Source organism: Streptomyces sp. NBC_01232 (genome assembly GCF_035989885.1).
Taxonomy (GTDB): domain Bacteria; phylum Actinomycetota; class Actinomycetes; order Streptomycetales; family Streptomycetaceae; genus Streptomyces.
Genome location: NZ_CP108518.1, coordinates 4,334,440 through 4,358,123, shown reverse-complemented (window position 1 = coordinate 4,358,123; position 23,684 = coordinate 4,334,440). Strand labels below are relative to the sequence as shown.

Below are 23,684 nucleotides of genomic sequence, written 5' to 3'. Positions count from 1 at the left end.
TTTAAGGCAGCTCCGGACAGGAAAGAGGGGCCAACTCAGGCGGCGAACCCGGCACCTTCGTCCTCCGTCGCTCCCTCGGGGTCGCGGGCGGGCCCGCCCTGTGCGGGCACCCGCGCGACCAGCCGGAACACGTCGCCGGAGCCGCGGTCCACCTCCAGCTCCCCGCCCACCGCGCGGAGTCGGAGTTCCAGATTGCCCAGACCGCTGCCACTGTGCGGGGAGCTGTCCCGATACCCCTTGGTGACACCGTCGTTGGTGACCGACAGCGTCATCAAGCCATCCTCCTCGACGGCCTTGATCTCGCACTGTGCGGCCTGGCTGTGGCGCAGCACGTTGGTGACGGCCTCCCTCAGCACGGTCGCCAGGACCGTGTCCACCGGTGAACTGACCGGACCCATCCGGATGTCGCTCACGGCCTCGACCTCGGCGGCGCTCAACACCGATTCGGCCGAACGGATCTCCTCCTCCAGGGACATGTCCCGGTAGCCGCTGGCCACCCGCCGTACGTCGGCCAGCGACTGCCGGGAGATGGCGAGGACGTCCTCGATCTCCTCCTTGGCCCTGGCCGGCTGGACCGGGATCAGACGGTGGATCAGCTCTCCCTTGAGGGTGATCGCGGAGAGGCTGTAGCCGAGCAGGTCGTGCAGGTCCCGGGCGAACCGCAGTCGTTCCCGGGTGACGGCCGCCCGGGTCAGCTCGTCCCGGCTCTCGTGGAGCACCTGCACCAGCTCCGACAGGCGGGTCAGTCCGAAGGTGACCAGCCCGGTGAGCAGGGTGGACTGGACGACGTAGACACAGTCGATCAACGGCCAGCCTTCCAGCACCGGGGGGACGAGCATGGTGACGCCCACCAGCCCGTACAGCGTCCAGCCCAGCCGCGGGGGCAGGAGCAGGAGCACGGACCCGGCGAGGAAGCCGGCCATCGCCCCCCACTGGGTCTTGAGCATGATGAGCGGCAGGTAGGTGAGGGCGGCCTGGACCCCGAGCGTCAGCACCTTGCGCGCGACGGGCTTGCGCCCGGCGCCCGGCCGCGAGTGGAGGAGCTGGAGGGCGAAGATCGCCGCCAGCGAGCCCATCGCGAGGACGAGGTCCAGGCCGGCGACACCGGCCCGCAGGATGTTGATCATGGTGATGCCGACGTAGCAGCTGATCGCCACGATGAGGATCACCTGCGCCATCCGCGGCGGGGGCAGGTCCCTGCTGCGGCGCAGAATCCCCTCCGCCCTCACCGCCTCCGCCACTTCACCCTCTGAGCTGTGGCGGAGTGCCATGTCGATCCCCCTTCGACCGTCCCGATGCAATTGCTTCGCGAGCATAGGCGAGTGAAGGCGGAGAAGGACGGGAAGGGGGCTCAGACGAACAACGGAATGGGATTGAGCTGGTCATATGGAGTGGGTTCGACCAGTCTGCCCAGGGCGACCGGTACGTCGAATAGGCGGCCCGGCGCATATCTGGCCCAGAAGTGCCGCAGCCCCGGAACGATTACTTTCACAACTGGAAGACCCAAATCCGGCCGCGTCTGGTCCAGGACCAGGAGTTCCATCCCCTTGTTCCCCACCAGCTCGACAATATTGTGAACATCTTCGAGCAGGTCGCCGGTGCGGTAATGCGGCCAGCACCCCGGAGTTCGAGCCGGAATGGCCGGATCGGGAATGAGGTATGGCTGATTTCCGACGGTCGCCAGATGCCACCAGGAGAGCGGCTCCGGATCGCTGACCCGGTATCCCGTACCGTCCGGCCGTACACCGGAAACCGCCGGCAGCAGTTGGCCCATCTCCGAGAGCGCCCTGCGCAGCGCGACGCGGGGATCGAAATGCGCTCCGAATCCGAAGATCACGTCCTGTTCGGGCTTGTCGGTCCGGCGGGAGAGCGCCGCCATCACCGGTATTCCCATGTCCGAGGTCAGGTCGAGCACCCACAGCTCGCGGTGCGCCCGGCGGTACCCGTCCCGGACCCGGCCGACCCACTCCTCGTCGAAGGCATCGAGGTCCACCTCCGGCTGACGGGTGCGGTTGTACCACCACAGGGCCACCGCGTCCCGCTCCACCAGTTCCAGGAACCCCTGCACCAGCGCGTCCTCGGGACTGCTGCCCGCCGCGTTGCCGTTGGAGTCGGCCCACAGACCGTCCCCGGCCGCGGCCCCGGCTCCGGCTCCGGCCACCGACCGGGTCGCGGACCCCGCCCGGGCCGCCTGACCGTCCTCCCCGAGGCCGAAGTACAGCATCGAGGTGGGCAGCAGCCGCTGGACACCACCGGTGAGCGACCACACCGGGGTCCACTCCGTCGGCCGGTCCTCCTCGAACGGGGCCGAGACGTAGTGGAAGCGCGAGTGCTGCGCGTTCCAGTACTCCCGCTCCGTGTACTGGCGCCGGTCGTACAGCTGAACGGAGTTGGGGTGCAGGGCGGCGGTGCCCAGGCCGCGCAGGGTGTCCCGGACCACCGGCTCGTCCCCGTGCCGCGTACCGCTGTAGCGCTCCACCGCCTCGCACAGCGCGCTGGTGCGCGCCTCTTCCTCCGTGCGGCCCTTGCCGCCGTTGAGCGCGCGCAGCCCGGAGCTCACCCCGGCGAAGGTGGCCGCCCGCATGGCCAGGTTCTGCCCGGAGACGTACGAGTGGACGAAGTCGGGGGTGCCCGGGATCCGCCGGATCTCCTTCACCACCCCGGTCACGGGGTCCACCAGGTGTCCGTAGGCGCTGAGCATCTGAGCGGGGGTCAGCGCCCGGTCGCCACCGCCGGCCCCGACGGCCTTCGGCCGCGGAGCCGGTACGAACGGCGCCAGCACCCGGCGGGCCACCAGGCCCGGATCCCCGCAACCCGCGCACTGCGGGAGCCTGGTGACCGGATGCGCGGCGGTGCGCAGCCGCAGTGTGTCGAGGGTCTGGATGCTGTCCTGCTCGGCGGTGCGCATACCGGCGAGCCATTTCGCGGCTTCCAGGACGGCGAGGTGCGCCGCCAGCGCGCGGCCGGCGGCCAGCCCGGCCGGGGGCCGCGGCACGGGACCGTCCAGACCGAGGGCGCGGCGCAGCGGCAGCTCCGAATGGCGGTGCCCGCGCACCCGTACGGCCAGGCAGTGCCAGCAGGGTCCGTCGCCGGGGCGCATGAACGGGCCGATCCAGGGATCCGTACCGCACGTCTTGACCAGCAGCCACGGCCGGCCGTCGGCGCGGTGGGCCGCGTCCACGGCGGCCAGCCCGGGCGCGAGGTAGTCGTCGCACAGTACGAGCGTCAGCGCGGCGGCGCGCGGATCGTCGGCCACGGTGATGCCGGAGGCGCGGCAGGCCTCGGCCACGGACTCCGGGTCGGTGCCGGGCAGCGCCTCGATCGCGACGCTGGCCGCGGCCAGTTCGGCGGCCGAGCGGCGCCCGTCCAGCCCGGCCAGGTCCCAGTACGCCTCGGCTTCGGTCCCGCGTCCGCGTTGCGCCGGCACCCGGCCGAGCCGGGCGGACGCCTGCGGTGCGGCCGACGCCTGCCGCGCGGCGGGCGGGTGTGCGGCGGGCGGGTGTGCGGCGGGCGGCTCGGCCGTGAAGCGGATCAGCCCGGCGTCGGCCAGCGCCGACAGGGCCGCCTCCACGTCCTCGGCGTCCAGGGTCCGCCCCGCCTCCCGGCGGACGGCGGCCACGGTGCGGGTGCCGTCCAGCAGCGGGACCAGCACCTCGGCCTCGATGCCGTGCAGCGCGGTCACCCCGCGCCGGGACACCAGGTAGGCCGCGTCGTCCGGTACGACCGTCGGCCACAAGTGGGTCTTGAAACCCACCAGTACGTCATCCCCCGTAAGCGGCGCAGCGACGCGCGCGCTCCATGCATCGATCATGCCGCCAGCCGCCCGGAGGCCGCGGCCTGGACGCCCCAGGGGACACCCGATGTGCAGAAGATGATGCACGAGTCGGCCAACGCGTTCTCGGGCACCGCCTCCAGGTTCTGGATCACCAGGCCGCGGCGGAAGGAGCGGGCGGGCGCAGCGGCGGATTCGCCCGAGAAGGCGTTGGTGCCGGCCGAAATGCTGGTCATGGCGGGTGGGTTCCCTCTGTTCGAAGTCGAGCGGTACCTGTCCGTTCGTTGATGATTCTGCGAGGAACCGCTGAGCACTGACAGTGCCGGGCTCACCACCGTGAGATGAAGATCTCACATGGCCCCGCGACCTTTAAGCGAGCACTTGAAGACGCTGTTGCCCGCGGCCCCCCTCACTACGCTCACATTCCCGTTGGGGCCCTTCCCGCCTCCTCCCCGTCTCCCTTTCCCCGCACCCGCAGCGGCGCTCGCCCCTGCGAGGAAGAAGGTCCACGTGAACGCCACCCCCGAGGCCCCGCCGTACGGCCGGATCCTGCGGCTCGAAGAGCTCCTGGAGGCCGCCTGCGTCCGCGAGGACGACGTGGAGCGGGTGCTGTTCCTGGCCACCCACCAGTGCTGCGAGATCTCCTTCGCCGTCGCGCTGCGCCACCTCGAGGACGTGCGCGCCGCCCTGGACGCGGGCGACGGCTTCCTCGCGGCCCGCCGCGCGGCTCCGCTCCCCCACGTCTTCCGCACGCTCGTGGGCCAGTTCGACGCGCTCGCCACCCTCACCCCGGCGGCCTTCGAGGTGATCCGCACCGCCCTGGGCGAGGCCAGCGGCTTCCAGTCCGCGCAGTTCCGTGAGATCGAGTACCTCTGCGGGCTGCGCGACACCCGCTTCCTGAACACCGCCGGGTTCAGCCCGACCGAGCGGCAGCGGCTGCGCGCCAGGCTGGAGGAGCGGTCCGTCCAGGAGGCGTACCACGACTACACGGCCGGCGGCCCGGACCGCGAGGCCGCCGACGCGGTGCGGCGGACGCTGCTCGACTTCGACGAGGCGATGGCGATGTGGCGGGCCCGGCACGCCGTCCTCGCCGAGCGGTTCCTGGGCGGCAGCACCGGTACGGCCGGCTCCGACGGGGCCTCGTACCTGTGGACGGCGGCCCGCCGACGGGTACTGCCCGAGGTGTGGGCGGAACTGGCGTGACCACGACCGCACTCGACCTCGACTATTCCCCCAGCTCGCTCGTAGCCGACCTCGACCGGTACCTGGCGCGCTACGCGGACGACAGCGCGCGGGCCCGCGCCACCCTGCGGGTGCACCGCGGCCTGCCGTGCGGGCCGCTGCCGGAGCAGCGGCTCGACCTGTTTCCCGCCGCCGAGCCGGGAGCGCCGCTGATGGTCTTCGTGCACGGCGGCTACTGGCAGGAACTCAGCAGGTCCGAAGCTGCCTTCGCGGCAGCGGACTTCGTGGCGGCGGGCATCTCCTTCGCGGCGCTCGGCTACGGCCTGGCGCCCCGGTACCGGATGCGCGCGATCACCGCCATGGCCGCCGACTCCGTACGCCGGATCTGCGCGGGCCGGGCCGAACTGCCCGGCGCGCCCTCGGCCGTGCACCTCGCCGGGCACTCCGCCGGCGCCCACCTGGTGGCATCGGCGCTCCTGGACACCGCCGGCTGGCGGGCCGCCGGGACGGACGCGGCGGCCGAGATCGCGTCCGCGACGCTGATCAGCGGCGTCTACGAGCTGGAGCCGCTGACCCGTACGTACGTCAACGACGCGCTCGGCATGGACGCGCAGGAGGCCCGCGAGGTGAGTCCGCTGCACCGCCTGACCGCCGGGGCCGGGTCGGAGCCGGGGCCGGTGCCGGGGCCGGGAGCGCTGCCGCCGCTGGTCATCGCCCGCGGGATTCACGAGACGGATGCCTTCGGCCGGCAGCAGGCGGCGTTCGCCGGGGCCGTACGGGCGGCCGTGGGCCCGGCCGCGGACGTGAACGAGCTGGTGGTGGCCGGACGGCACCACTTCGACCTGCCCTTCGACCTCGGACGGCCGGACACCGTGCTCGGCGCGGCCGTCGCCCGGGCCGCCCGGTTCCAGAGGTGATCCGGAGGTGATCCGGGCCCTGCTGCCCGGCCGCGCCACCGGCGCCGACGCCTTCGGCGACGCCCCCGAGGGGGTGCTGCTGCCGGCCGAGGAGGCCGTGGTGGCCGACGTCGCGGCGGGCCGCCGGCGCGAGTTCGCCACCGTGCGGCACTGCGCCCGACGGGCCCTGCGGGAGCTCGGCGGCAGCGGCCGGCCGGCCGCCCCGGTGGCGCTGCTCCCGGACGGGGACGGGGTGCCCCGCTGGCCCGCCGGGGTGGTGGGGAGCCTGACCCACACCCGGGGGTACCGGGCCGCGGCCGTCGCCCTGGCCGCGGACGTGGCCCGGCTCGGCATCGACGCGGAACCGGACCGGCCGCTGCGCGCGGGGGTCCTGGAGACGATCGCCCTGCCCGCCGAGCGGGCCGCGCTGCCGGGGCCTTCCGGCGCGGGCGTGTGCTGGGACCGGCTGCTGTTCTGCGCCAAGGAGGCGGCGTACAAGGCCTGGTTCCCGCAGGCCCGGGTCCGGCTCGGGTTCCGCGACGTGGAGGTGGCCTTCTGCGGGCCGCCCGCGGACGGCCGGTTCCGCGCACGGATCCGGCACGGGTCCGAAGAGCTGCTGGGCGGCCGCTGGGCCGCGGGGAACGGGCTGCTGCTCGCGGTCGTGGCGGTGCCCGCCCGCCACGTGACGGGCGGGCCCGGACGCGGGCCCGGGGGCGGACATTTGGCAGGCGCTTAACAGCCTGTCCCGCAGCGGCCCGCACGGGACAGGCTGCACCGAGCCCGCCCCGTACCGCGGAGGGCCGCCCGGGCGAACACAGGAGGAGCGATGCTCTCAGCACCCCACCCCAGCTCGATCGCCGGCGAGGTCCGGCCCGTCACGGCCGAGTCGTTCGTGCACCTGGTGCGCGGGCACGCCCGGACCCGCCCGGACGCCGTCGCCATCCGCTCGGGCCGGGAGCGCATCACCTACCGGCAGGTGTGGCAGCGCTCCCTCGCCGTCGCAGCCGCCCTCCGCGAGGCCGGTACCGGCCCCGGTGACCGCGTCGCAGTATGGGCCGACCGCACCGCCGGCACGGTGGCCGGGGCGCTCGGGGTGATGGCCCTCGGCGCGGCCTACGTGCCGATCGACCCGACCCACCCCGGCGAGCGGACCGCGTCCGTCCTGGCGGGAGCGGCCCCGACGGCCCTGCTCCACGACGGCGCCCGGGGCGGCGGGACGCTGCCCGCCCTGAGCGTGCCCGTCATCGACGTACGGGAGCTGCCCGAGGCCGCCGGGCTGCCGGAACCGGCGCTCCCGGGGCCGCACGACATCGCGTACGTGGTGTTCACCTCCGGCTCCACCGGCACCCCCAAGGGCGTCATGGTCCCGCACGGTTCGCTCACCAACTACGTCGCCTGGTGCGGCGATCTCGTGGGCGGAGCGGACAGCGGAAGCGGCAGCCCGCTCTTCGGCAGCCTCGGCTTCGACCTGGCGATGACCTCCCTGTGGGTGCCCCTCGCGCAGGGTCGCACCGTCACCACCGTCGCCGGGATCTGGGACCAGGAGACCCTGTTCGGGGAGGGCGGGGACCCGTACACCTTCGTGAAGATGACCCCGTCGCACGCCCGCTTCTTCGACGTGCTGGCCGAGCCGCCGCGCTACGACCGCGTCACGCGCCTGCTGATGTTCGGCGGCGAGGGCCTGGACCCCGCCCTCATCGCCTCGCTCCGGTCCCGGCTGGACGGCGTGCTGCTCGTCAACCACTACGGCCCGACGGAGACCACCATCGGGTGCTGCGCCTACCGCTTCGACCGCGACAGCGTTCCCTCGACCCCCACCGTGCCGATCGGCCGGCCCGCCTGGAACACCCGGGCGTACGTGGTCGACGAGGGTCTGCGTCCCGTGGCGCCGGGCACGCCCGGCGAGCTGGTCATCGCCGGGCGGGCGGTCGCCGCCGGGTACCTCGGCGGCGCGGACTCCGGGAAGTTCCTCGACGAGGGCGAACTGGGCGGACCGGCCCGGGGGCGCGCCTACCGCACCGGGGACACCGTGGAACTGCTCGCGGACGGCGAGCTGCTCTATCTCGGCCGGGGTGACGACCAGTTGAAGGTCAACGGCCACCGGGTGGAGCTGGGCGAGCTGCGCCACCACGTCCTGGGCGTCCCGGGGGTGGCGGACGCCGCCTTCGACATCGTGCGCGGGCCGGTGGACACCCTGGAGCTGTACGTCCGGCTCGGCGGCCGGGGTCCGCGGCCGGGCGCGGAGGAGTTCTCGAAGGTGGTGCGGGGGACCCTGGCCGCCGCGCTCCCCTCGGCGCTCGTACCGGGTGCGGTGCACCTGGTGGACGAGATCGTGGTGAACGCCAACGGCAAGACGGACATCGCCGCGACCCGGGCGCGGGCGGACCGCCGATAGCCGGAACGCCTCGCACCGGGATCGCACCTCGGTCGCACCGGTCTCTCACCGGAACGCTTCATACCGGAGGGGTTAGCAAATCACCCGCAGTCGTCAGACGCAGCTCAGCGACCCGTCAGCGCCGTCCAGGATTCTCACAGGGCGGGCCACGGCCCGTCCCTGACGACCCGGATGACGGAGTGAGCGACGTGTCGAACCCCTTTGACGACCAAGACGGAACCTTTCTGGTGCTGCTGAACGACGAGGGCCAGCACTCCCTCTGGCCCGCCTTCGCCCCGCGCCCCGAGGGCTGGACCGTCGCCCTGGGCGAGGGCCCGCGCGACGCGGCCCTCGCCTACGTGGAGGAGACCTGGACGGACATGCGTCCGGCGGGGCTCCGTGCGGCCGCCGGCGCCGAGTCGTCCGCCTGATCGGGCACGGGTCCGGGGCGGAGGAGACAACTGTGGACGTGGACATGGCCATTCGCGCGGAGGGACTGCGCAAGAGCTACGACAGCCACGAGGCGCTCGGCGGTGTGGACCTGGAGGTCCCCGCCGGCACGGTACTGGGCCTGCTCGGCCCCAACGGTGCGGGCAAGACCACCACCGTACGCATGCTCGCGACGCTGCTCGAACCGGACGGCGGCCACGCCACGGTCGCCGGCTACGACATCGTGCGCGAGCCGCACGAGGTGCGCCGCCGGATCGGCCTGGCCGGCCAGTACGCGGCCGTCGACGAGATGCTCACCGGCCGCGAGAACCTCGAACTCATCGGCACGCTCGTCCATCTGGGACGCGCCGCCACCCGCGTGCGGGCCCAGGAGCTGCTGGAGCGCTTCGACCTGACCGCGGCCGGAGACCGGCTGGCCCGCACCTACTCGGGCGGTATGCGCCGCCGGCTGGACCTGGCGGCCTCCCTGGTCGCGACTCCGTCGGTGCTGTTCCTGGACGAGCCGACCACGGGGCTGGACCCGGTGAGCCGAATGGGCCTGTGGACGGTCGTACGGGACCTGGTCGAGGACGGGGTCACCGTGCTGCTGACCACCCAGTACCTGGAGGAGGCCGACTTCCTCGCCGACCGCATCGCGGTCATCGACTCCGGCCGCGTCATCGCGGAGGGCACCCCGGACGAACTCAAGCGCAAGGTCGGCGAGGAGCGGCTGGAGGTGACCGTGGCCGTGCCGGACCGCCTGCAGGACGCGGTGGCCGCGCTGCGCCGGATCACCGCGGCGGAACCGTCCGTGGACGCCGTGCGCGGCGTGGTCTCCATCCCGGTCGGCGACGGCCTGGGCACGATCGCGTCGGCCGCGGGGACCCTGCGGCTGGAGGGTGTGGAGGTCAGTGACTTCGCCCTCCGCAGGCCCACCCTCGACGACGTCTTCGTCACGCTCACCGGTACTCCGGCCTGACCCGGCCGGGCACACGCGCGGCGGACCGCGGCCCGGCAACGGGCCCGTCCGCGGACGCGGGTGCCCGGCCGCCCCATTTTCGACGACACCTAGCGGTACCACGGGGGCTTCACTGTGCAAAGGATCCATTTCACCGCTGCTGACGTCGCCCGCACCCGCCTGAAGATCACGGCGGGACCGCTGGTCGAGTCGGCCTTCGCCCACGGACTCCTCGGACGGGGCGTCAGCGCCCCGTTCGCGCGCTGGCGCAGCCAGGTCGGGGACCGGCTCCGGCCCCTGGCCGGCGGCCCCGCCGCTCCGGCCGGCCCCGGTACGGACGGCGAGGCCGCCCTCGGCGCCCTGCTGCGGATCATCGAGCAGGGCGCGGCGGGGGGCGACCTCACCCGGGTGTGGCAGACCGCGGTGGCCCCGTACTGGGACCACCTGCTGGCGTTCCTGGAGGTCGAGTGCGAGGCCCGGGGCCGGGTGCTGATGGGCGGCGGGGCCGAACTGCTGCTGACCACGCTGCACTCCCGCATCACCTGGCGGGCGCCGGTGCTGGAGATCCACGACGGGCCCGACACGGACATCCACCTGGACGGACGCGGCCTGGTGCTGGCGCCATCGGTGTTCCTGGCCCACCGGGCCGGCCGCGTCACCCGCAGCCTGGACCCGTCCGCGCCGGTGGTGCTGGCGTTCGCCGCGCCGCCGGACAGCCACCAGGCGACCGCGCTGTGGGACAAGCCGGACGACAGCGGGCAGTCGCTGGGCGCCCTGGTCGGCCAGACCCGGGCGGCCGCGCTGCACGTGCTGCGGGCCAGCTGCACCACGACCCAGCTCGCCGACCGGCTCGGCATCTCGGCAGCCGGCGCCAGCCAGCACACGGCCGTGCTGCGCCGGACGGGCCTGATCACGACGCGCCGCGTACGCAACACCGTGCTGCACACCCTGACCCCGCTCGGCGCCGCGCTGCTCAAGGGCATGGCCGTGCAGTCCGCCGCAGGAAGCCGGCACAGGCCCCCGGCCGCGGTTCTCCCGCCCGCCGGCGTCCTGCAGCACGCGTCCTGACGTACGCGGACGGCAGCGCTCGCGCCCGGCGCACACGGCCGCCCCCCGCACGGAATCTCCGTGCGGGGGGCGGCCGTTCGTACGCGCGGGGTCACTCCTTGATGCCCGCCAGGTCGCCGGGCCTGCCGCGCAGGACCGCGCCCGCCGACAGCAGGGTCGTGGCCAGGGTCAGGCCCAGGGCGCCGCCGACCACCGTGACGAGGATCCACGGGGAGCCCGTCGGGAGCGTCGTGCCCAGCACGCTCATGCTGAAGGGCACCAGGGTCAGCAGCGCCACCAGCAGGCCGAGGACGATGCCCGCCACGGAGACCAGGACCGCCTCCATCGCCATCATCTGCATCACCTGCCGGCGGGTGGCGCCGATCAGCCGCTGGAGCATGAACTCGCGCCGGCGCTCGGTGGTGGCCAGCACCTGGGTGTTGACCAGGGCGATCGCCGCGTAGCCGACGACCACGGCCAGGACCAGGTAGGCCATCCAGGACTGGGTGTCGCTGTTGTCCGCGGCGACCGCCGTCAGCGCCTGCCGGTCGGTGACCCGCAGGCCGGGCTGCCGGTCGGCGAGGGTGCGCAGCGACGCCTCCAGGGCGGCCCGGTCGGTGCCCGGCGCGGCGCTCACCATGATCTGCGGGACGAGTCCCGCGTCGGTGTGCCCCACCAGTACGGATGCCGGGACCAGGGCGGTCTCGTAGCCGCGCTTGCCGTCGACGGTGGCGACCAGTTCGAGGTCCACGCGGGTGCCGTCGCCCAGGCGCATCGGCACGGTGTCGCCGATCTTCCGGTCGCCGGCGTACCGGGCCGGCAGGGCGACGGTGTCACCGCGCAGCCGGTCCAGGCTGCCGGAGGCGGCCCGGAAGGAGGTCGTCCGCGCGACCCCCTCGGGGGTGACGCCCTGCATCGACACCTCGGTGGGCTGCGGGGCGCTCGACTCCCCGTCACCGCCGTTCGCGGTCGGGTCGACCGGTACGTCGGGCTCGATGAAGCCGAGGCTGGGGACCTGGGCGGAGGCCGCCTCGACCCCGGGCAGGCCGCGGATCGCGTCCACGGTCTCCAGCGGCATGCCGCCGGACACGGAGGTCACCACCGCGTCGGCCCGCAGGCTCTCGTCGAACGCCCGGTCGGCGCCGTCGGCCTGAGTGGTCTGCATGTAGATCAGGCCGACGGCCAGACCGGTGGCGAGCATCACCGGCATCACCGCCGCCGCGAGCCGGGCCGTACGGGCCTTGGCGTTGCGGGTGGCGAGGTGTCCGGAGAGCCCGGACAGCGCGCGCACCGGGCGGCGCAGCGAGGCCGTGATGCCCCGGGCCAGGACCGGGCCGAGGAGACCGAAGCCGATCGTCCACACCATCGCCGCCGGGGTGGCGACGCTCCCGGCGTCCGGGCCGTCCGTACCGGCCGTGCCGACGGCCAGGGCGGCTCCGCCGATCAGGCAGAACAGCCCCAGGACCGAGCGGAAGCCGCTGAACCACCGGCGCTGGAGGCCCGCTTCGGCGAGCGCCTCGGTGGGCCGGGTCCGGGCCGCGCTGTTGGCCGCGATGAACGCGGCGCCGACGGCGGTGACGAACGCGGTGCCCACGCCGACGATCAGCGGGACGGATCCGGCGCGGAAGACGATCGTCTCGGGGACCACGCCCGCGTCGGCGAAGGCGCTCAGCAGCCAGCGTCCGACGCGTGGCCCGGGAATGCACGCCAGCGCCGTGGCGATGGCCGCCAGCAGGACGGTCTCGCCCAGGATCAGCCGGCGCAGCTGGCCGGGGGTGGTGCCGATGGCCCGCAGCAGGGCCATCTCGCGCTGCCGCTGCTGGATGGACAGGCCGAGGGTGGAGGAGGCGACGAAGACGGTGACCATGGCGGACAGTCCGCCGAACGCGGCGGCCAGCGGGATCAGGTCGCTGCCGTCGTCGATCACGCCCGGGTTCTCGGCGCGGCCCCGCTCGTCACCGGTCAGTACCGACACCTGCGCTCCGGCGACCGCCTTGCGGACGGCGTCGGCCACCGCAGCCGTGTCCGCGCCGGAGGCCGGGAAGACGCCGATGTTGTCGACGGTGCCGGGCAGTCCGGCGGCGGCCCGTGCGTCGAGGGCGGCGGCATCGGACAGGAAGACCCCGCCAGCCTCGCCGTCGCCCTCCGCCAGGCCGGAGACCTCGTACGTCCGGGAAGCGCCGCCGGAGCGGATCTCGACCCGGGAGCCGGGGCTCAGGCCCGCCCGCTGCGCGAGCCGGGTGTCCAGGACGACGTGACCGGTGTCCGCGGGCGCGGAGCCCTGGGTGATGCGGTACGGGGTGAGGGCGGCGGAGGCCCAGCCGTGGCCGGTGACCTGTGCGGCCGGGCCCTTGCCGCCGGCCGGTGCCAGGGAGGCGGGGAAGGAGACGTCGGCGGCGGTGCGCTCCACCCCGGGGACCGCCTCGATCTTCGCGGCGAGAGCCGCGTCGAAGCGGACCCTCTCGGGGAAGACCATCTCGCTGGAGGTGCCGAGGTAGCGCTGCTCCCCGGTCACGACGACGGGGGCCGCGGCCAGCCGCTGGGGCGGGGCGGCGTTGTGGATGCCCGTCTCCAGCAGACCGCCGCAGGCCACGACGATGGTCGCGCCGAAGAACAGCGCGATGAACGAGGCGATGAATCCGCCCCTGTGGTGGCGCAGGGTGCGCAGCGCGATCCTGATCACAGCAGGGTCCCCTGTGCCGCCGCGGCCACGGCCGACGGGCGGGTGCCCCAGGCACCCAGGTGCGTCATGCGCTCGGCGACCTGGTCGGCGGTGGGCCGGTCGAGGTGATCCACGATCCGGCCGTCCGCGAGGAACAGCACCCGGTCGGCGTGGGAGGCGGCGACCGGGTCGTGCGTGACCATCACGATGGTCTGGCCGGCCTGCTCGACCGCCTCGCGGAGCAGGGTCAGCACCTCGCGTGCCGTGTAGGTGTCCAGGGCGCCGGTCGGCTCGTCGCCGAAGATGACCGCCGGCTTGGTGATCAGTGCCCGGGCGATGGCGACGCGCTGCTGCTGGCCGCCGGAGAGCTCGCCCGGGCGGCGGTTCTCCCGGCCGCCCAGCCCGACCCGCTCCAGCACCTCGGCGACCGCGCCCTTCTGGGGCCGCTTGCCGGCCAGCCGCAGCGGCAGGGTCACGTTGTCCAGGACGGACAGCGCGGGGAGCAGGTTGAACGCCTGGAAGATGAAGCCGATCCGCCGGCGCCGGAACTGCGTGAGCTCCCGTTCCCCCAGCCGCGACAGGTCCACCCCGTCCAGCAGCACGGAGCCGGAGGTGGGACGGTCCAGACCCGCAGCGCAGTGCAGGAAGGTGCTCTTGCCGGAGCCGGAGGGTCCCATCACCGCGGTGAAGGTGCCCCGGTCCAGGCCGATGCTCACGTTGTCGAGAGCGGTGACCTCGTTCTTCGAGCCGCCGTAGGTCTTCCGTACGGATTCCAGGCGGACGACGTGCCGACCCTGCGGGTCCGGTGTCCCTGTCATGGCTTTTCCTTCTGCTGGAAGCCGTCCCGGGCGGGCCGGCTTGGGGGAGGGGTCAGGTCGGGACGGGTCAGGTCTGCGACCAGGAGCGGAACTGCCGCTGCCCGTAGAGGAGCGGCGGGAGGCTGTGCTGCCGGGATATCCGGCGGACTTCGCCGTAGACCGTGACGTGGTCGCCCATCCGCTGGGTGAGGACGACCTCGCAGTCCGCGACGGTGTGGGCGTCGCGGACCAGGTGCGGGCCGCCCGGGCCGGGCGGCTGCTCCCAGGGGGTCAGCGCGAACCGGTCCGGATTGCCGGAGGCGAACAGCTCGGCGGTCTCCTGGGCCTCCGCGTGCAGGAAGTTGACGGAGAACGAACCGGAGTTGAGAAGGGATCTCAGGGTGGGGCTGCCCACCCTGAGGTTGACGAGCAGGGTCGGCGGGGCGAGCGCGACGCTGGTGACCGAGGAGCAGGTCATGCCCCACGGCTCGCCGTCGAGGTCGCGGGCGGTGACGGCGCAGACTCCCGTGGGGAACTCGCTCATGAGCGAGCGGAAGGCGTCGGCCGACGCCTGGGCTGCGGTCGCCGTGGTGGGTTGAGTGGTCATCTGGTGCTGCCTTCCATCGCCAGGGCGAGCTCGGGTTCGGCGGAGCCGGCCTGCACGGCCGGACCGGGCACGCGGCGCTCCCGGTGGTCGAGGAGGCCGAGGAGCGGCCCGGTCAGGGCGGTGGTGGCCAACGCCATCACGACCAGGGCCAGGACCATGGGCCCCGTGAGGATTCCGGCGCTGAAACCGGCCTGGAGCACGATCAGTTCGGTCAGTCCGCGGGTGTTCATGAGGACGGCCACGCGCCGGGCGTCGGCCGGCGGCCGGCCCCCGAGCCGGGCGCCGAGGTATCCGCCGACGCCCTTGCCCGCGCAGGCCAGCAGGAACGTGGCCGCGATCAGCAGCCAGGACGCCTGCGAGAAGCTGCCGTTCAGCACCGTGATGCCGGTGACCACGAAGAAGGCGGGCACCAGGAGACGCCCGGAGCGGGCGATGCCGTCGACGGCGGGCGCCCACGGGGCGTGCTCGTCGCGGGGGATCGCGAAGCCCACCAGGGCGGCCCCGACGATGGCGGTCATGCCCATCTTCTCCATGGCGATCGCCACCGCGAGGGTGGCCACCGCCAGGACGACGGCCACCGTGCGCGGGGTCCTCCCGTACGCCTTCCGGGCGAGGGGGGTGCGCAGCGCGAAGCGGATCGCCAGCGCGCAGGCGGCGCCGGCCGCCAGGGCCAGCGTCGAGCGGAGGAAGCCGGCGAGGCTGCCCTCGCCGAGGCTGATGGCGAGCATGCACAGGAGCCAGCCGACGGCGTCCACCGTGATGGCCGCGCCGAGCGCGACCCGGCCCGCGGAGGACTCGCTCATGCCCCGGTCGGTGAGGATGCGGGCCATCACGGGTACCGCGGTGATGGACATGCTCACGGCGATCATCAGCACGAAGGCGGCGAACGGGGCGTCGCCGCGGGCTGCGGCGTCGTCGGTCACCACGATCAGAGCCGCCAGGAGCAGGCCGCTGACCAGCGGCGGGACCAGCGAGCCCGCCGCGACCCAGGCGGTGGTGCGGCGCGGCTGCTTCCCCGGGCCGGTCTGCAGCTTGTGGGCCAGGCCGACCAGGAACAGCGCGAGCGCCGCCTTGGAGATGAGCCTCAGGGTGTCCAGGACCGGAACGGGGAGCACGGCGTCGAAGGACGCGGGGCCCATCAGGTAGAGGGCGGCCGGACCGGCCAGCAGGCCCGTGGTGATCTCGCCGATCACCTCCGGCTGACGCAGCAGACGGGCTGCCGCCCGCCCCGCCCAGGCCAGCAGCAGGATCGCGGCGAGAACGGCCAGGACGTGGGCGGTGCGGGTCAGGATGTCGATAACTTCCATGGCTTCAGAGCCCTTTCCGGCCGCGGGACGGCCTTCAGGCGCGCATCCTGGCGAAGTAGTCGTAGGCCTTGGGCAGGACCTCGGTGAGCTGGCGGGTCTTCTCGCGGATCGCCTCGAACTCGCGCTCGGCGGCGCCCGGGTCGGACAGGGCCAGGGCCGGGGAGGGCTTCAGCTCGATGCCGCCCATGCCCAGGAGGATGCACATGTAGGAGTACGGCGGCAGGCCGTGGTAGTAGGGGAAGACCGTCTCGGAGTCCGGGAGCTGCGTCTTCCACTTCTCGATGCGGGCGGCCAGCGACTCGGGGATCGCGCGGGTCTTCGCGTCGCGCCAGTACTGGGTGTCGTTGCGCTTGGCCGCGACGTAGTGGAGTACGAGGAACTCGCGCACCCCGTCCATGACATGGGCTATGGAGTCGTTGTAGAGCTCGCGCTGGACCGAGTTCCAGTCGTCCCCGGGGAAGTTCTTGGCGAGCTGCTCGATCGCGTGGTGGATGAAGAAGATGCCGGTGGACTCCAGGGGCTCGACGAAGCCGCTGGACAGGCCGATGCCGACGCAGTTCTTGACCCAGGAGTTCTCGCTGCGGCCGATCCGCATGTTGATGTGGTTGGCGGGAACGTCCGCGGCGGCCGGGCCGACGAACTCGCGCAGCGTCCGCTCGGCCTCCTCCGGGGAGATGTAGTCCTTGGCGTAGACGTAGCCCGTGCCGACGCGGCCCATCAGCGGGATCGTCCAGATCCAGCCGGCGTCCTGGGCGGTGGCCGTGGTGCACGGCAGGATGCCCCTGCGCTCCATGTCCATCGGGACCTGGAGGGCGACGGCACTGTCGTTGGGCAGCGTGTCCTTGTAGGAGATGAACGGAGTCTCCAGGGCCTTGTTGAGGAGCAGGCCGCGGAAGCCGGTGCAGTCGATGTACAGGTCGCCGGTGATGTCGCCGTGGTCGGTGGTGGTGACCCCGGAGATCCAGCCGCGCTCGTCGAGCTTGACCTCCTCGACGTGGTCGACGATGTGCTTGACCCCGCGCTCGACCGAGTACTTCGTGAGGTACTTGGCCAGCAGTGCGGCCTCGAACTGGTAGGCGTAGGGGAACTGCGTCTTGCCCTGGTGCTCGACCATCGTCAGTCCGGCCATCTCGTCCGCGCCCTCGACGAACGGCGAGTCGATGAGCGTGCCGTCCTCCTGGCGCGGGCTGAGGCCGGCGTCGATGACCGAGGCCATGACGAAGCAGTCCTTGTCGAAGCGGTCCGTCGGACCGTTGTTCAGCCACCAGTCCGTGAGCGGGAAGCCGTTGACCGACCGCATCTGCTCGAACGGGTGGTAGAAGTAGTGGCCCTCCTCCCGCCAGTTCTCGAACTTGACGGCGAGTTTGTACGTGGCGTTGCAGGCGGGCATCCAGTCCTTCTCCTTGAGTCCGAGGAACTCGAAGAAGTGGCGGATGTCGCTGAACGTCGCCTCGCCCACGCCGACCGCGCCGACGTGACCGGACTCGACCAGCGTGATGTCGATGCGGTCCCCGAACGCGGCCTTGAAGTACGAGGCCGTCATCCAGCCGGCGGTGCCGCCGCCCACAATCACGATCTTGTTGAGCATGCCGTTGACTCCCATTCGATTGCCGATCGCGGATGATCGGAGCCTAGGAACGGGGAGCGGGCCGGCACAGACCTTTAAGTACTCGGCTAATGTCGCTGGCGGGGGGCGAATTCCGGACAGCCTTCGAACCGTCAGCGCAATGTCAGGCGAGGCGGGCAGTATGCCGACAGGACACCACCGCGACAAGAGCACCGGACCGGCCATACCACGTGGCCGCTTTTTGGCTGCCCGGATGGTATTTCCCCCGCCCGGCCCCCCCGGTACAGCATGAGGGCCTGCCGACAACAACGGGGGTTTACAGAAATGGAAATCAACATACTCGGTTCCGTCTCCCTTTCCTGGGGAGACCGCACCTATGCCATGGCCTCGAAGCGGGTCACCTCGCTCCTGACGTTCCTCGCCCTCTCACCGCGCACCACGGTCTCGTCCGACCAGATCGAGGACGAGCTCTGGGGCCATCAGCGGATGACGAACGCACGCAACGCCCTCCAGGCCAACGTGCTCCGGCTGCGCAAGTACCTGGAAGCCCTGACCGGGATCAAGGGGACGGAGCTGATCCGCACCGTCGGCAGCGGCTACCTGCTCGACCTGGCTCCCGAACGCGTCGACGCCCACCGCTTCCTGCGGCAGGCCGAGACCGGCGCCGCCCTGGTCCACGACGACCCGGCGCACGCCATCCTCGAGCTGGAACGGGCGCTCGCACTGTGGCGCGGGCCGGCCCTGATGGATTCGGTGGACGGGGTACGCATCCGGCTCGCCGCCTCCCACCTGGAAGAACGCCGGATCACCGCCTACGAGGACCTCATCACGGCCATGCTCACCGTCGCCGCCCACCGCATCTCGGTGCCGGAGCTGCGCCAGCTCGCCCAGGAGCACCCCGAGCGGGAGCGGCTGAGCGAACTGCTGATGCTGGCCCTGTACCGGGAGGGCAGGCAGGCCGAGGCGCTGGAGGTCTTCCACGGCGCGCGCCGCCGGCTCGCAGGCGACCTCGGGCTGGAGCCCGGCCGCGCCCTGAACCGGGCGTACCAGGCGATCCTCGAACAGGACGACGTGCTCGGGGAGCCCCGCCAGGCCCTCGTCTACGCCGGGCGGAACTGACCCCGGCGGCGGGGCGCGTTCCCGCTGTCGTCCCGCTGATGCGCCACTGTCCTCCCGCTGACGTTCCGCTGAATTCCCTTGCCCCGAAGCGGAACGCCTATACCGTGAAAGAACGGGTTCCGTCCGCGCAGCCCCCGCTGCCCGGACGGCCCGTTCCGGGAAATCCGGAACGGACCGTCCGGCCGGCCCGGACCACGCGGACGGAATTGCCATTTCCGGAACCGCCGACAGGGGCAGGACATGGAACTCGAATTGCGTCACGCTCGTATTGTCGTCACGATCAGCAACTCCGGCAGCATTTCCGCCGGAGCCCAGGAACTGGGGCTTCCACAACCGAGCCTCACCGCACAACTGCGCCGTATCGAAAGAGCCGTCGGCGGAGACCTCTTCGTGCGCTCCCGGTCCGGGGTCACCCCGACCGAGCTGGGCGCGCGGCTCGTACCGCGCCTGGCCGACCTGGTCCGGCGGGCGGACGAGGTGATGGCCGAGGCGCTGGCCGGCTCCGCCGGCCCGCTGCGTCTGGGCAGCACCGAATGGACACCGCCGACCCTGCGCGAAGCGCTCCAGGCCGCGCTGCCGGACGCCGTCGTGCAGACCCGCACGCTGAACCCCGCGGCCGCCCTGGACGCCGTACGACGCGGCACGCTCGCCGCGGCCCTGGTGCCGCAGGTGCCCGGGCCGGCCTTCGGCGGCGCCCTCGGCGACGGCGGGGGCGACGACGAACCCGCCCTCGCGCGGAGCCTGATCGTCCGCGAACCGGTCTGGCTCGCCGTCCCGCACGGCCATCCCCTCACCACCGGCGGACCGGTGGACCCGGCCGGGCTCGTGGAGCTCGCCGACCGCTGCGGGCTGGCCTGGGTGCGCTCCTCCCCGGACCACTGGTTCCACACCGTCGAGCGGCGCGTGCTCGAGGCCGGCGGCCGCGGCCCCGACCGCGTGCTGCACCACGTCGACAGCCACCAGGAGGCCATGCACTGGGTGCGCGACCAGGGCGTGGCCGCGCTGACCACGCCGTCCGGGGCGCTGCCCGGTGTGGCCCTCGTACCGGTGACCGGAACCGCACGGGTCGAGCTGGTGCTCAGGTGGCGGGGCAGCGCCGTCTCCCACGAGACCCTGCACGCGCTGGTCGACGCCCTGCGCGCGTACTACTGCGCGTACGCCCGCTCGCGGCCCGCCTACTGGACCTGGATGCGGCGCCACCCCGCCGAGTTCCCGGAGCTGCGTCGCCACCTCCCCTCGCCCGTCGCAGCCTGAGCCCCGCCCGGCCTCAGCCGCCCTTCAGGACGCGGTCAGCGGATCGTCAGCGGCGGGTCAGTGCCCGGTCAGCGGCGGGTCAGCAGGGGCTCAGGCACCGGTCAGCTTCAGGTCAGGGGGGCGTCAGGGGCGTCCGCCAGCATCAGCGGCATGACAACCGCAGCGAACCACCTCGACATCGAAGCCCGCGACCGGATCAAGGAGATCATCTGCGACATCCTCGAGATCGAGCCCGAGGAGATGACCGACACGAGCCGCTTCAAGGAGGACCACGAGGCGGACTCCATGGGCGCCATCGAGATCCTCTCGCAGCTGGAGCGCGTCTTCGGCACCGACATCGACCAGGCCGAACTCTCCCGCATGGTCAACCTCGCCGCCGTCGTGACGGTCGTCGAGGAAGCCATAGCCGCCAAGTCCGACCCGGCCAACTAGGCCACGGCGCACACGACGACGGGAGCGCAGGGTGTACGACGACGAGCGGGCGCCGCGCCGCGTGGTGATCACGGGCCTCGGCACGGTCACCAGCATCGGCCTCGGGGTCACGGCCTTCCTGGACGGACTGCGGTCCGGACGCAGCGGGGTCAAGCCGATCACCGCATTCGACACGACGGGCTTCGCCCACGCCAACGGCTGCGAGGTGGACGACTTCGACCCCGCGGACTGGATCCACCGCACCGACCCGGCCGAACTGGGCCGGGCCACCCAGTTCTCGATCGCCGCAGCCCGGATGGCCGTCGAGGACGCCGGCCTGACCCCGGAGGACCTCCGGGAGCGCAAGGTCCTGATCTCGGTCGGTACCACCGACGCCGAGTCCCGGGATCTCGACCTGCTCGTCGCACAGCAGCTGGAGGACGGCCCCGAGCAGTTCGACCCGCGCGTGGTGCGCCGCGCCCAGGCCGGCCGGCTCTCCAGCGGCATCGTCCGCGAGCTCGGCCTCGTCGACGTGGAGGCCCTCACCATCCCGACGGCCTGCGCGGCCGGGAACTACGCCATCGGCAGCGGCTTCGACGCCATCCGCGACGGAGACGTCGAGGCCGCACTGTGCGGCGGAGCCGACGCGGTCTGCCGCAAGACCTTCACCGGCTTCTACCGGCTCGGCACCATCGCCCCCGAGGTCTGCCAGCCGTTCGACAAGAACCGCAAGGGCATCCTCACCGGCGAGGGCGCCGGAATCCTCCTCATGGAGAGCCTGGAGTCGGCGCTGGCCCGCGGCGCCCGGATCTACGCCGAGGTCCTCGGCTACGGCCTCAGCTGCGACGCCCACCACCCCGTCGCCCCCGACCAGGACGGCCTGGCCCGGTGCATCGAGGTGGCGCACGCCAACGCCGGGGTGAAGGCCCGGGACATCGACTTCATCTCGGCCCACGGCACCGGCACCCACGCCAACGACGTTACGGAGGCCGGCGCCATCCGCCAGGTCTTCGACGTTCCGCCGCCGACCGTCTCCATCAAGTCCATGATCGGCCACTCCATGGGTGCGGCGAGCGCGCTGGCCTCCGCCGCCTGTGCGCTGGCCATCACCGAGGACTTCATCCCGCCCACCATCAACCACCGCGAGACCGACCCCGAGTGCGGCCTGGACTGCGTGCCCAACGAGGCCCGCCCCGCCCGGCTGAACGTCGTGCAGAACAACGCTCTGGCCTTCGCGGGCAACAACGCCGTGCTGATCCTGGGCCGGTACGAGGAGGCCGTCTGATGTCCCCGACCCCCCTGGTCGTCTCGGGCTGGTCGGCCGTCTCGCCGTTCGGCGTCGGCAGCGAAGCCTTCCGCGGCGGAATCCGCGCCGGCCGCACGGCGGTCGGCGCCGTCGACCGCGAGACCTTCCCCGGCCCGTTCGCCGAAGGCGCCGTCGTCCCCGACTTCACCGCCGCCAAGTACGTCGGCAAGAAGGGGACCCGGACCATGGACCGGGTCACCGCCATCGCGGTCACCGCGGTCGGCGGTCTGATTGACGGATTCCGCGACGAGCTGACCGCCCGCCCCGAGCAGACCGCGCTGGTCCTCGGCACCGGCTCCGGCAGCGTGCAGAGCATCATGGACTTCACCCGGGACGCGCTGGCCGGGGAGCGCCCGTACCACGTGGACCCGGCCCGCTTCCCGAACACCGTGATGAACCGGGCCGCCGGGCAGAGCGCCATCTGGCACGGCATCAAGGGCCCCAACACCACTGTCGCGGGCGGCTCCCTGACCGGCCTGCTCGCCCTGGGCTACGCGCTGCGGCTGCACCGCGGCGGCCACTGCTCCCGGGTGCTGGTGGGCGCGGCCGAGGAGTACTCCACCCAGCGCTCCTGGCTGGAATGGCACGGCCGCGCCGACGCCGAGAGGGACACCCCGCTCGGCGAGGGCAGCGCCGTCTTCCTGCTGGAGACCGCGGACGACGCGGCGTCGGCCGGGCGCGGTGCGCTGGCCCGGATCGGCTCCACCGGCTTCCGGGCCTTCCACGAACCGGACGGTGCCCGCGAGGCGCTCGCGGCCTGCGTGCGCGACGCCCTGGCCAAGGCCGGGGTCGCGCCTCGCGACGTACGGACGGTGGCGCCGCTCGGCGCCGGCGGCCCGCTCGTCGCACAGGAGGAGGCCGCCGTCGCCGACGTGCTCGGCGACGACGCGGACCCGCGGTGGATCCGTATCCGGCCGCTGGTCGGCGACACCTCCGCGGCCTCGGCCGCGCTCCAGATGGCCGGGGTGCTCGCCGCCGCCGGCGAGGGCGGCCTGGCCCCCGGGGAGGCCGCACTGATCACCGGCATCGAACGGGACGGTCTGGTCGGCTGCGCGGTCCTCACCGGCGGCTGACCCCCCACACCCCGGCGGCCGGCCGGACCATGCCCCCGTGTCCGGCCGGCCGCCGGCCCCTCCCCTTCCCTCCCACCGGTCCTGCACGCCCTGCACGCCCCCCCGCAGGCCCCGGCATCCGCCCTCACCGAGGAGAAGCACGCACATGTCCGCAACTGAACGCCGTGTCGCACTGGTGACCGGAGGCTCCCGGGGCATCGGGCGGCACGTCGTGTCCCGCCTCGCGCGCGACGGCTACGACGTCGCCTTCTGCTACCAGTCCGACAAGGAGGCCGCCGACACGGTGGCCGCCGAGGCCACCGCGGCCGGCGCCCGCGTCCACACCGCGCGCACCGACGTCCGCGACCACGACGCCGTACGGGACTTCGTCCGCGCCGCCGAGAAGGAACTCGGCCCGCTGCACACCGTCGTGTCCTGCGCGGGCATCGTCCGCGACAACCCGCTCGTGATGCTGGCGCCCGACGACTGGGACGCGGTCCTGCGGGTCAACCTGGACGGCACCTACAACCTCTGCAAGGCCGCCGTCTTCGCCATGATGAAGCGCCGCGCGGGCTCCGTGATCACCCTCTCCTCGGTGGCGGGCGTGTACGGCAACGCCACCCAGACCAACTACTCCGCGACCAAGGCCGGGATCATCGGCTTCACCAAGGCGCTCGCCAAGGAGAGCGGCCGCTACGGCATCCGCGCCAACGCCGTCGCCCCCGGCTTCATCGAGACCGACATGCTCTCCGGGCTCGCCCCGGAGCACGTGAAGAAGATGACCGAGCGCATCCCGCTCGGGCGGTTCGGCCGCCCCGAGGAGGTCGCCGACCTGGTCTCCTTCCTCGCCTCCGACCGCGCCTCGTACATCACCGGACAGGTCTTCGGGATCGACGGCGGCCTCGTCGTCTGACACGCACCCCCGCCCGCGCCGGGACACCACC

General features: G+C 73.0%; 21 protein-coding genes. 13 read left to right on the top strand and 8 right to left on the bottom strand.

The genetic code is table 11. From position 1 onward, the window contains the following. Positions 1 to 35 precede the first annotated feature (35 nt). The 3 genes from OG444_RS20060 to OG444_RS20050 all read right to left on the bottom strand — a co-directional run bounded on the left by OG444_RS20060 (position 36) and on the right by OG444_RS20050 (position 4,008). Entirely contained in the window at positions 36 to 1,271 is a 1,236-nt protein-coding gene (locus OG444_RS20060; RefSeq protein ID WP_327263462.1) for a sensor histidine kinase, read from the bottom strand. A gap of 80 nt (positions 1,272 to 1,351) precedes the next feature. Next, complete coding sequence (locus OG444_RS20055; RefSeq protein WP_327263461.1) at positions 1,352 to 3,811, bottom strand: TOMM precursor leader peptide-binding protein; 2,460 nt, start codon at positions 3,809 to 3,811, stop codon at positions 1,352 to 1,354. Then, positions 3,808 to 4,008, bottom strand: a complete 201-nt coding sequence (locus OG444_RS20050) for a hypothetical protein (RefSeq protein ID WP_327263460.1) — start codon at positions 4,006 to 4,008, stop codon at positions 3,808 to 3,810. The genes OG444_RS20055 and OG444_RS20050 overlap by 4 nt, the downstream gene beginning before the upstream one ends. A 274-nt stretch (positions 4,009 to 4,282) precedes the next feature. Between OG444_RS20050 and OG444_RS20045 the strand changes: the two genes are divergently transcribed. The 7 genes from OG444_RS20045 to OG444_RS20015 all read left to right on the top strand — a co-directional run bounded on the left by OG444_RS20045 (position 4,283) and on the right by OG444_RS20015 (position 10,679). After that, positions 4,283 to 4,975: a tryptophan 2,3-dioxygenase family protein gene (locus OG444_RS20045; RefSeq protein WP_327263459.1), complete on the top strand. Its 693-nt coding sequence runs from the start codon at positions 4,283 to 4,285 to the stop codon at positions 4,973 to 4,975. Further along, a complete protein-coding gene (locus OG444_RS20040; protein ID WP_327263458.1) occupies positions 4,972 to 5,871 on the top strand; it encodes an alpha/beta hydrolase in 900 nt (299 codons plus the stop codon). Before OG444_RS20045 ends, OG444_RS20040 begins: the two co-directional genes overlap by 4 nt. A gap of 7 nt (positions 5,872 to 5,878) precedes the next feature. After that, positions 5,879 to 6,586, top strand: coding sequence for a 4'-phosphopantetheinyl transferase family protein (locus OG444_RS20035; RefSeq protein WP_327263457.1), 708 nt, complete (start codon positions 5,879 to 5,881; stop codon positions 6,584 to 6,586). Between the two features lie 90 nt (positions 6,587 to 6,676). Next, a complete protein-coding gene (locus tag OG444_RS20030) occupies positions 6,677 to 8,245 on the top strand; it encodes an amino acid adenylation domain-containing protein (protein ID WP_327263456.1) in 1,569 nt (522 codons plus the stop codon). Between the two features lie 188 nt (positions 8,246 to 8,433). Continuing rightward, positions 8,434 to 8,655 (top strand): MbtH family protein, encoded by a 222-nt coding sequence (locus OG444_RS20025; protein WP_327263455.1) that lies wholly within the window; start codon positions 8,434 to 8,436, stop codon positions 8,653 to 8,655. A gap of 38 nt (positions 8,656 to 8,693) precedes the next feature. After that, positions 8,694 to 9,632: an ATP-binding cassette domain-containing protein gene (locus tag OG444_RS20020; protein ID WP_327266865.1), complete on the top strand. Its 939-nt coding sequence runs from the start codon at positions 8,694 to 8,696 to the stop codon at positions 9,630 to 9,632. Positions 9,633 to 9,746: 114 nt separating this feature from the next. Then, positions 9,747 to 10,679 (top strand): ArsR/SmtB family transcription factor, encoded by a 933-nt coding sequence (locus tag OG444_RS20015; RefSeq protein ID WP_327263454.1) that lies wholly within the window; start codon positions 9,747 to 9,749, stop codon positions 10,677 to 10,679. Positions 10,680 to 10,770: 91 nt separating this feature from the next. Here OG444_RS20015 and OG444_RS20010 read toward each other — a convergent pair whose 3' ends face one another. From OG444_RS20010 to OG444_RS19990, 5 genes are all read right to left on the bottom strand, one after another. Continuing rightward, the gene (locus OG444_RS20010) at positions 10,771 to 13,341 is read right to left on the bottom strand and encodes an FtsX-like permease family protein (RefSeq protein WP_327263453.1); all 2,571 of its coding nucleotides are present in this window, start codon (positions 13,339 to 13,341) and stop codon (positions 10,771 to 10,773) included. Continuing rightward, positions 13,338 to 14,138 carry an ABC transporter ATP-binding protein gene (locus OG444_RS20005; protein WP_327263452.1) on the bottom strand — a complete coding sequence of 267 codons (801 nt, stop codon included), beginning with the start codon at positions 14,136 to 14,138 and terminating at the stop codon, positions 13,338 to 13,340. Before OG444_RS20005 ends, OG444_RS20010 begins: the two co-directional genes overlap by 4 nt. 67 nt (positions 14,139 to 14,205) lie before the next feature. Then, complete coding sequence (locus OG444_RS20000; RefSeq protein ID WP_327263451.1) at positions 14,206 to 14,724, bottom strand: flavin reductase family protein; 519 nt, start codon at positions 14,722 to 14,724, stop codon at positions 14,206 to 14,208. Beyond that, positions 14,721 to 16,031 carry a cation:proton antiporter gene (locus tag OG444_RS19995; RefSeq protein WP_327263450.1) on the bottom strand — a complete coding sequence of 437 codons (1,311 nt, stop codon included), beginning with the start codon at positions 16,029 to 16,031 and terminating at the stop codon, positions 14,721 to 14,723. The genes OG444_RS20000 and OG444_RS19995 overlap by 4 nt, the downstream gene beginning before the upstream one ends. A 34-nt stretch (positions 16,032 to 16,065) precedes the next feature. Next, positions 16,066 to 17,619 carry a tryptophan halogenase family protein gene (locus OG444_RS19990; protein ID WP_327263449.1) on the bottom strand — a complete coding sequence of 518 codons (1,554 nt, stop codon included), beginning with the start codon at positions 17,617 to 17,619 and terminating at the stop codon, positions 16,066 to 16,068. Between the two features lie 303 nt (positions 17,620 to 17,922). Between OG444_RS19990 and OG444_RS19985 the strand changes: the two genes are divergently transcribed. From OG444_RS19985 to fabG, 6 genes are all read left to right on the top strand, one after another. Further along, positions 17,923 to 18,717 (top strand): AfsR/SARP family transcriptional regulator, encoded by a 795-nt coding sequence (locus tag OG444_RS19985; protein WP_327263448.1) that lies wholly within the window; start codon positions 17,923 to 17,925, stop codon positions 18,715 to 18,717. Positions 18,718 to 18,957: 240 nt separating this feature from the next. Next, the gene (locus OG444_RS19980) at positions 18,958 to 19,971 is read left to right on the top strand and encodes a LysR family transcriptional regulator (protein ID WP_327263447.1); all 1,014 of its coding nucleotides are present in this window, start codon (positions 18,958 to 18,960) and stop codon (positions 19,969 to 19,971) included. Positions 19,972 to 20,121: 150 nt separating this feature from the next. Then, on the top strand, positions 20,122 to 20,403 hold the full coding sequence (locus OG444_RS19975; RefSeq protein WP_327263446.1) for an acyl carrier protein: 282 nt from the start codon (positions 20,122 to 20,124) through the stop codon (positions 20,401 to 20,403). Positions 20,404 to 20,434: 31 nt separating this feature from the next. Then, positions 20,435 to 21,667, top strand: a complete 1,233-nt coding sequence (locus OG444_RS19970; RefSeq protein WP_327263445.1) for a beta-ketoacyl-[acyl-carrier-protein] synthase family protein — start codon at positions 20,435 to 20,437, stop codon at positions 21,665 to 21,667. Then, positions 21,667 to 22,761, top strand: coding sequence for a beta-ketoacyl synthase N-terminal-like domain-containing protein (locus OG444_RS19965; protein ID WP_327263444.1), 1,095 nt, complete (start codon positions 21,667 to 21,669; stop codon positions 22,759 to 22,761). Before OG444_RS19970 ends, OG444_RS19965 begins: the two co-directional genes overlap by 1 nt. 145 nt (positions 22,762 to 22,906) lie before the next feature. Further along, entirely contained in the window at positions 22,907 to 23,653 is a 747-nt protein-coding gene (gene fabG, locus OG444_RS19960) for a 3-oxoacyl-[acyl-carrier-protein] reductase (protein WP_327263443.1), read from the top strand. Positions 23,654 to 23,684 lie beyond the last annotated feature (31 nt).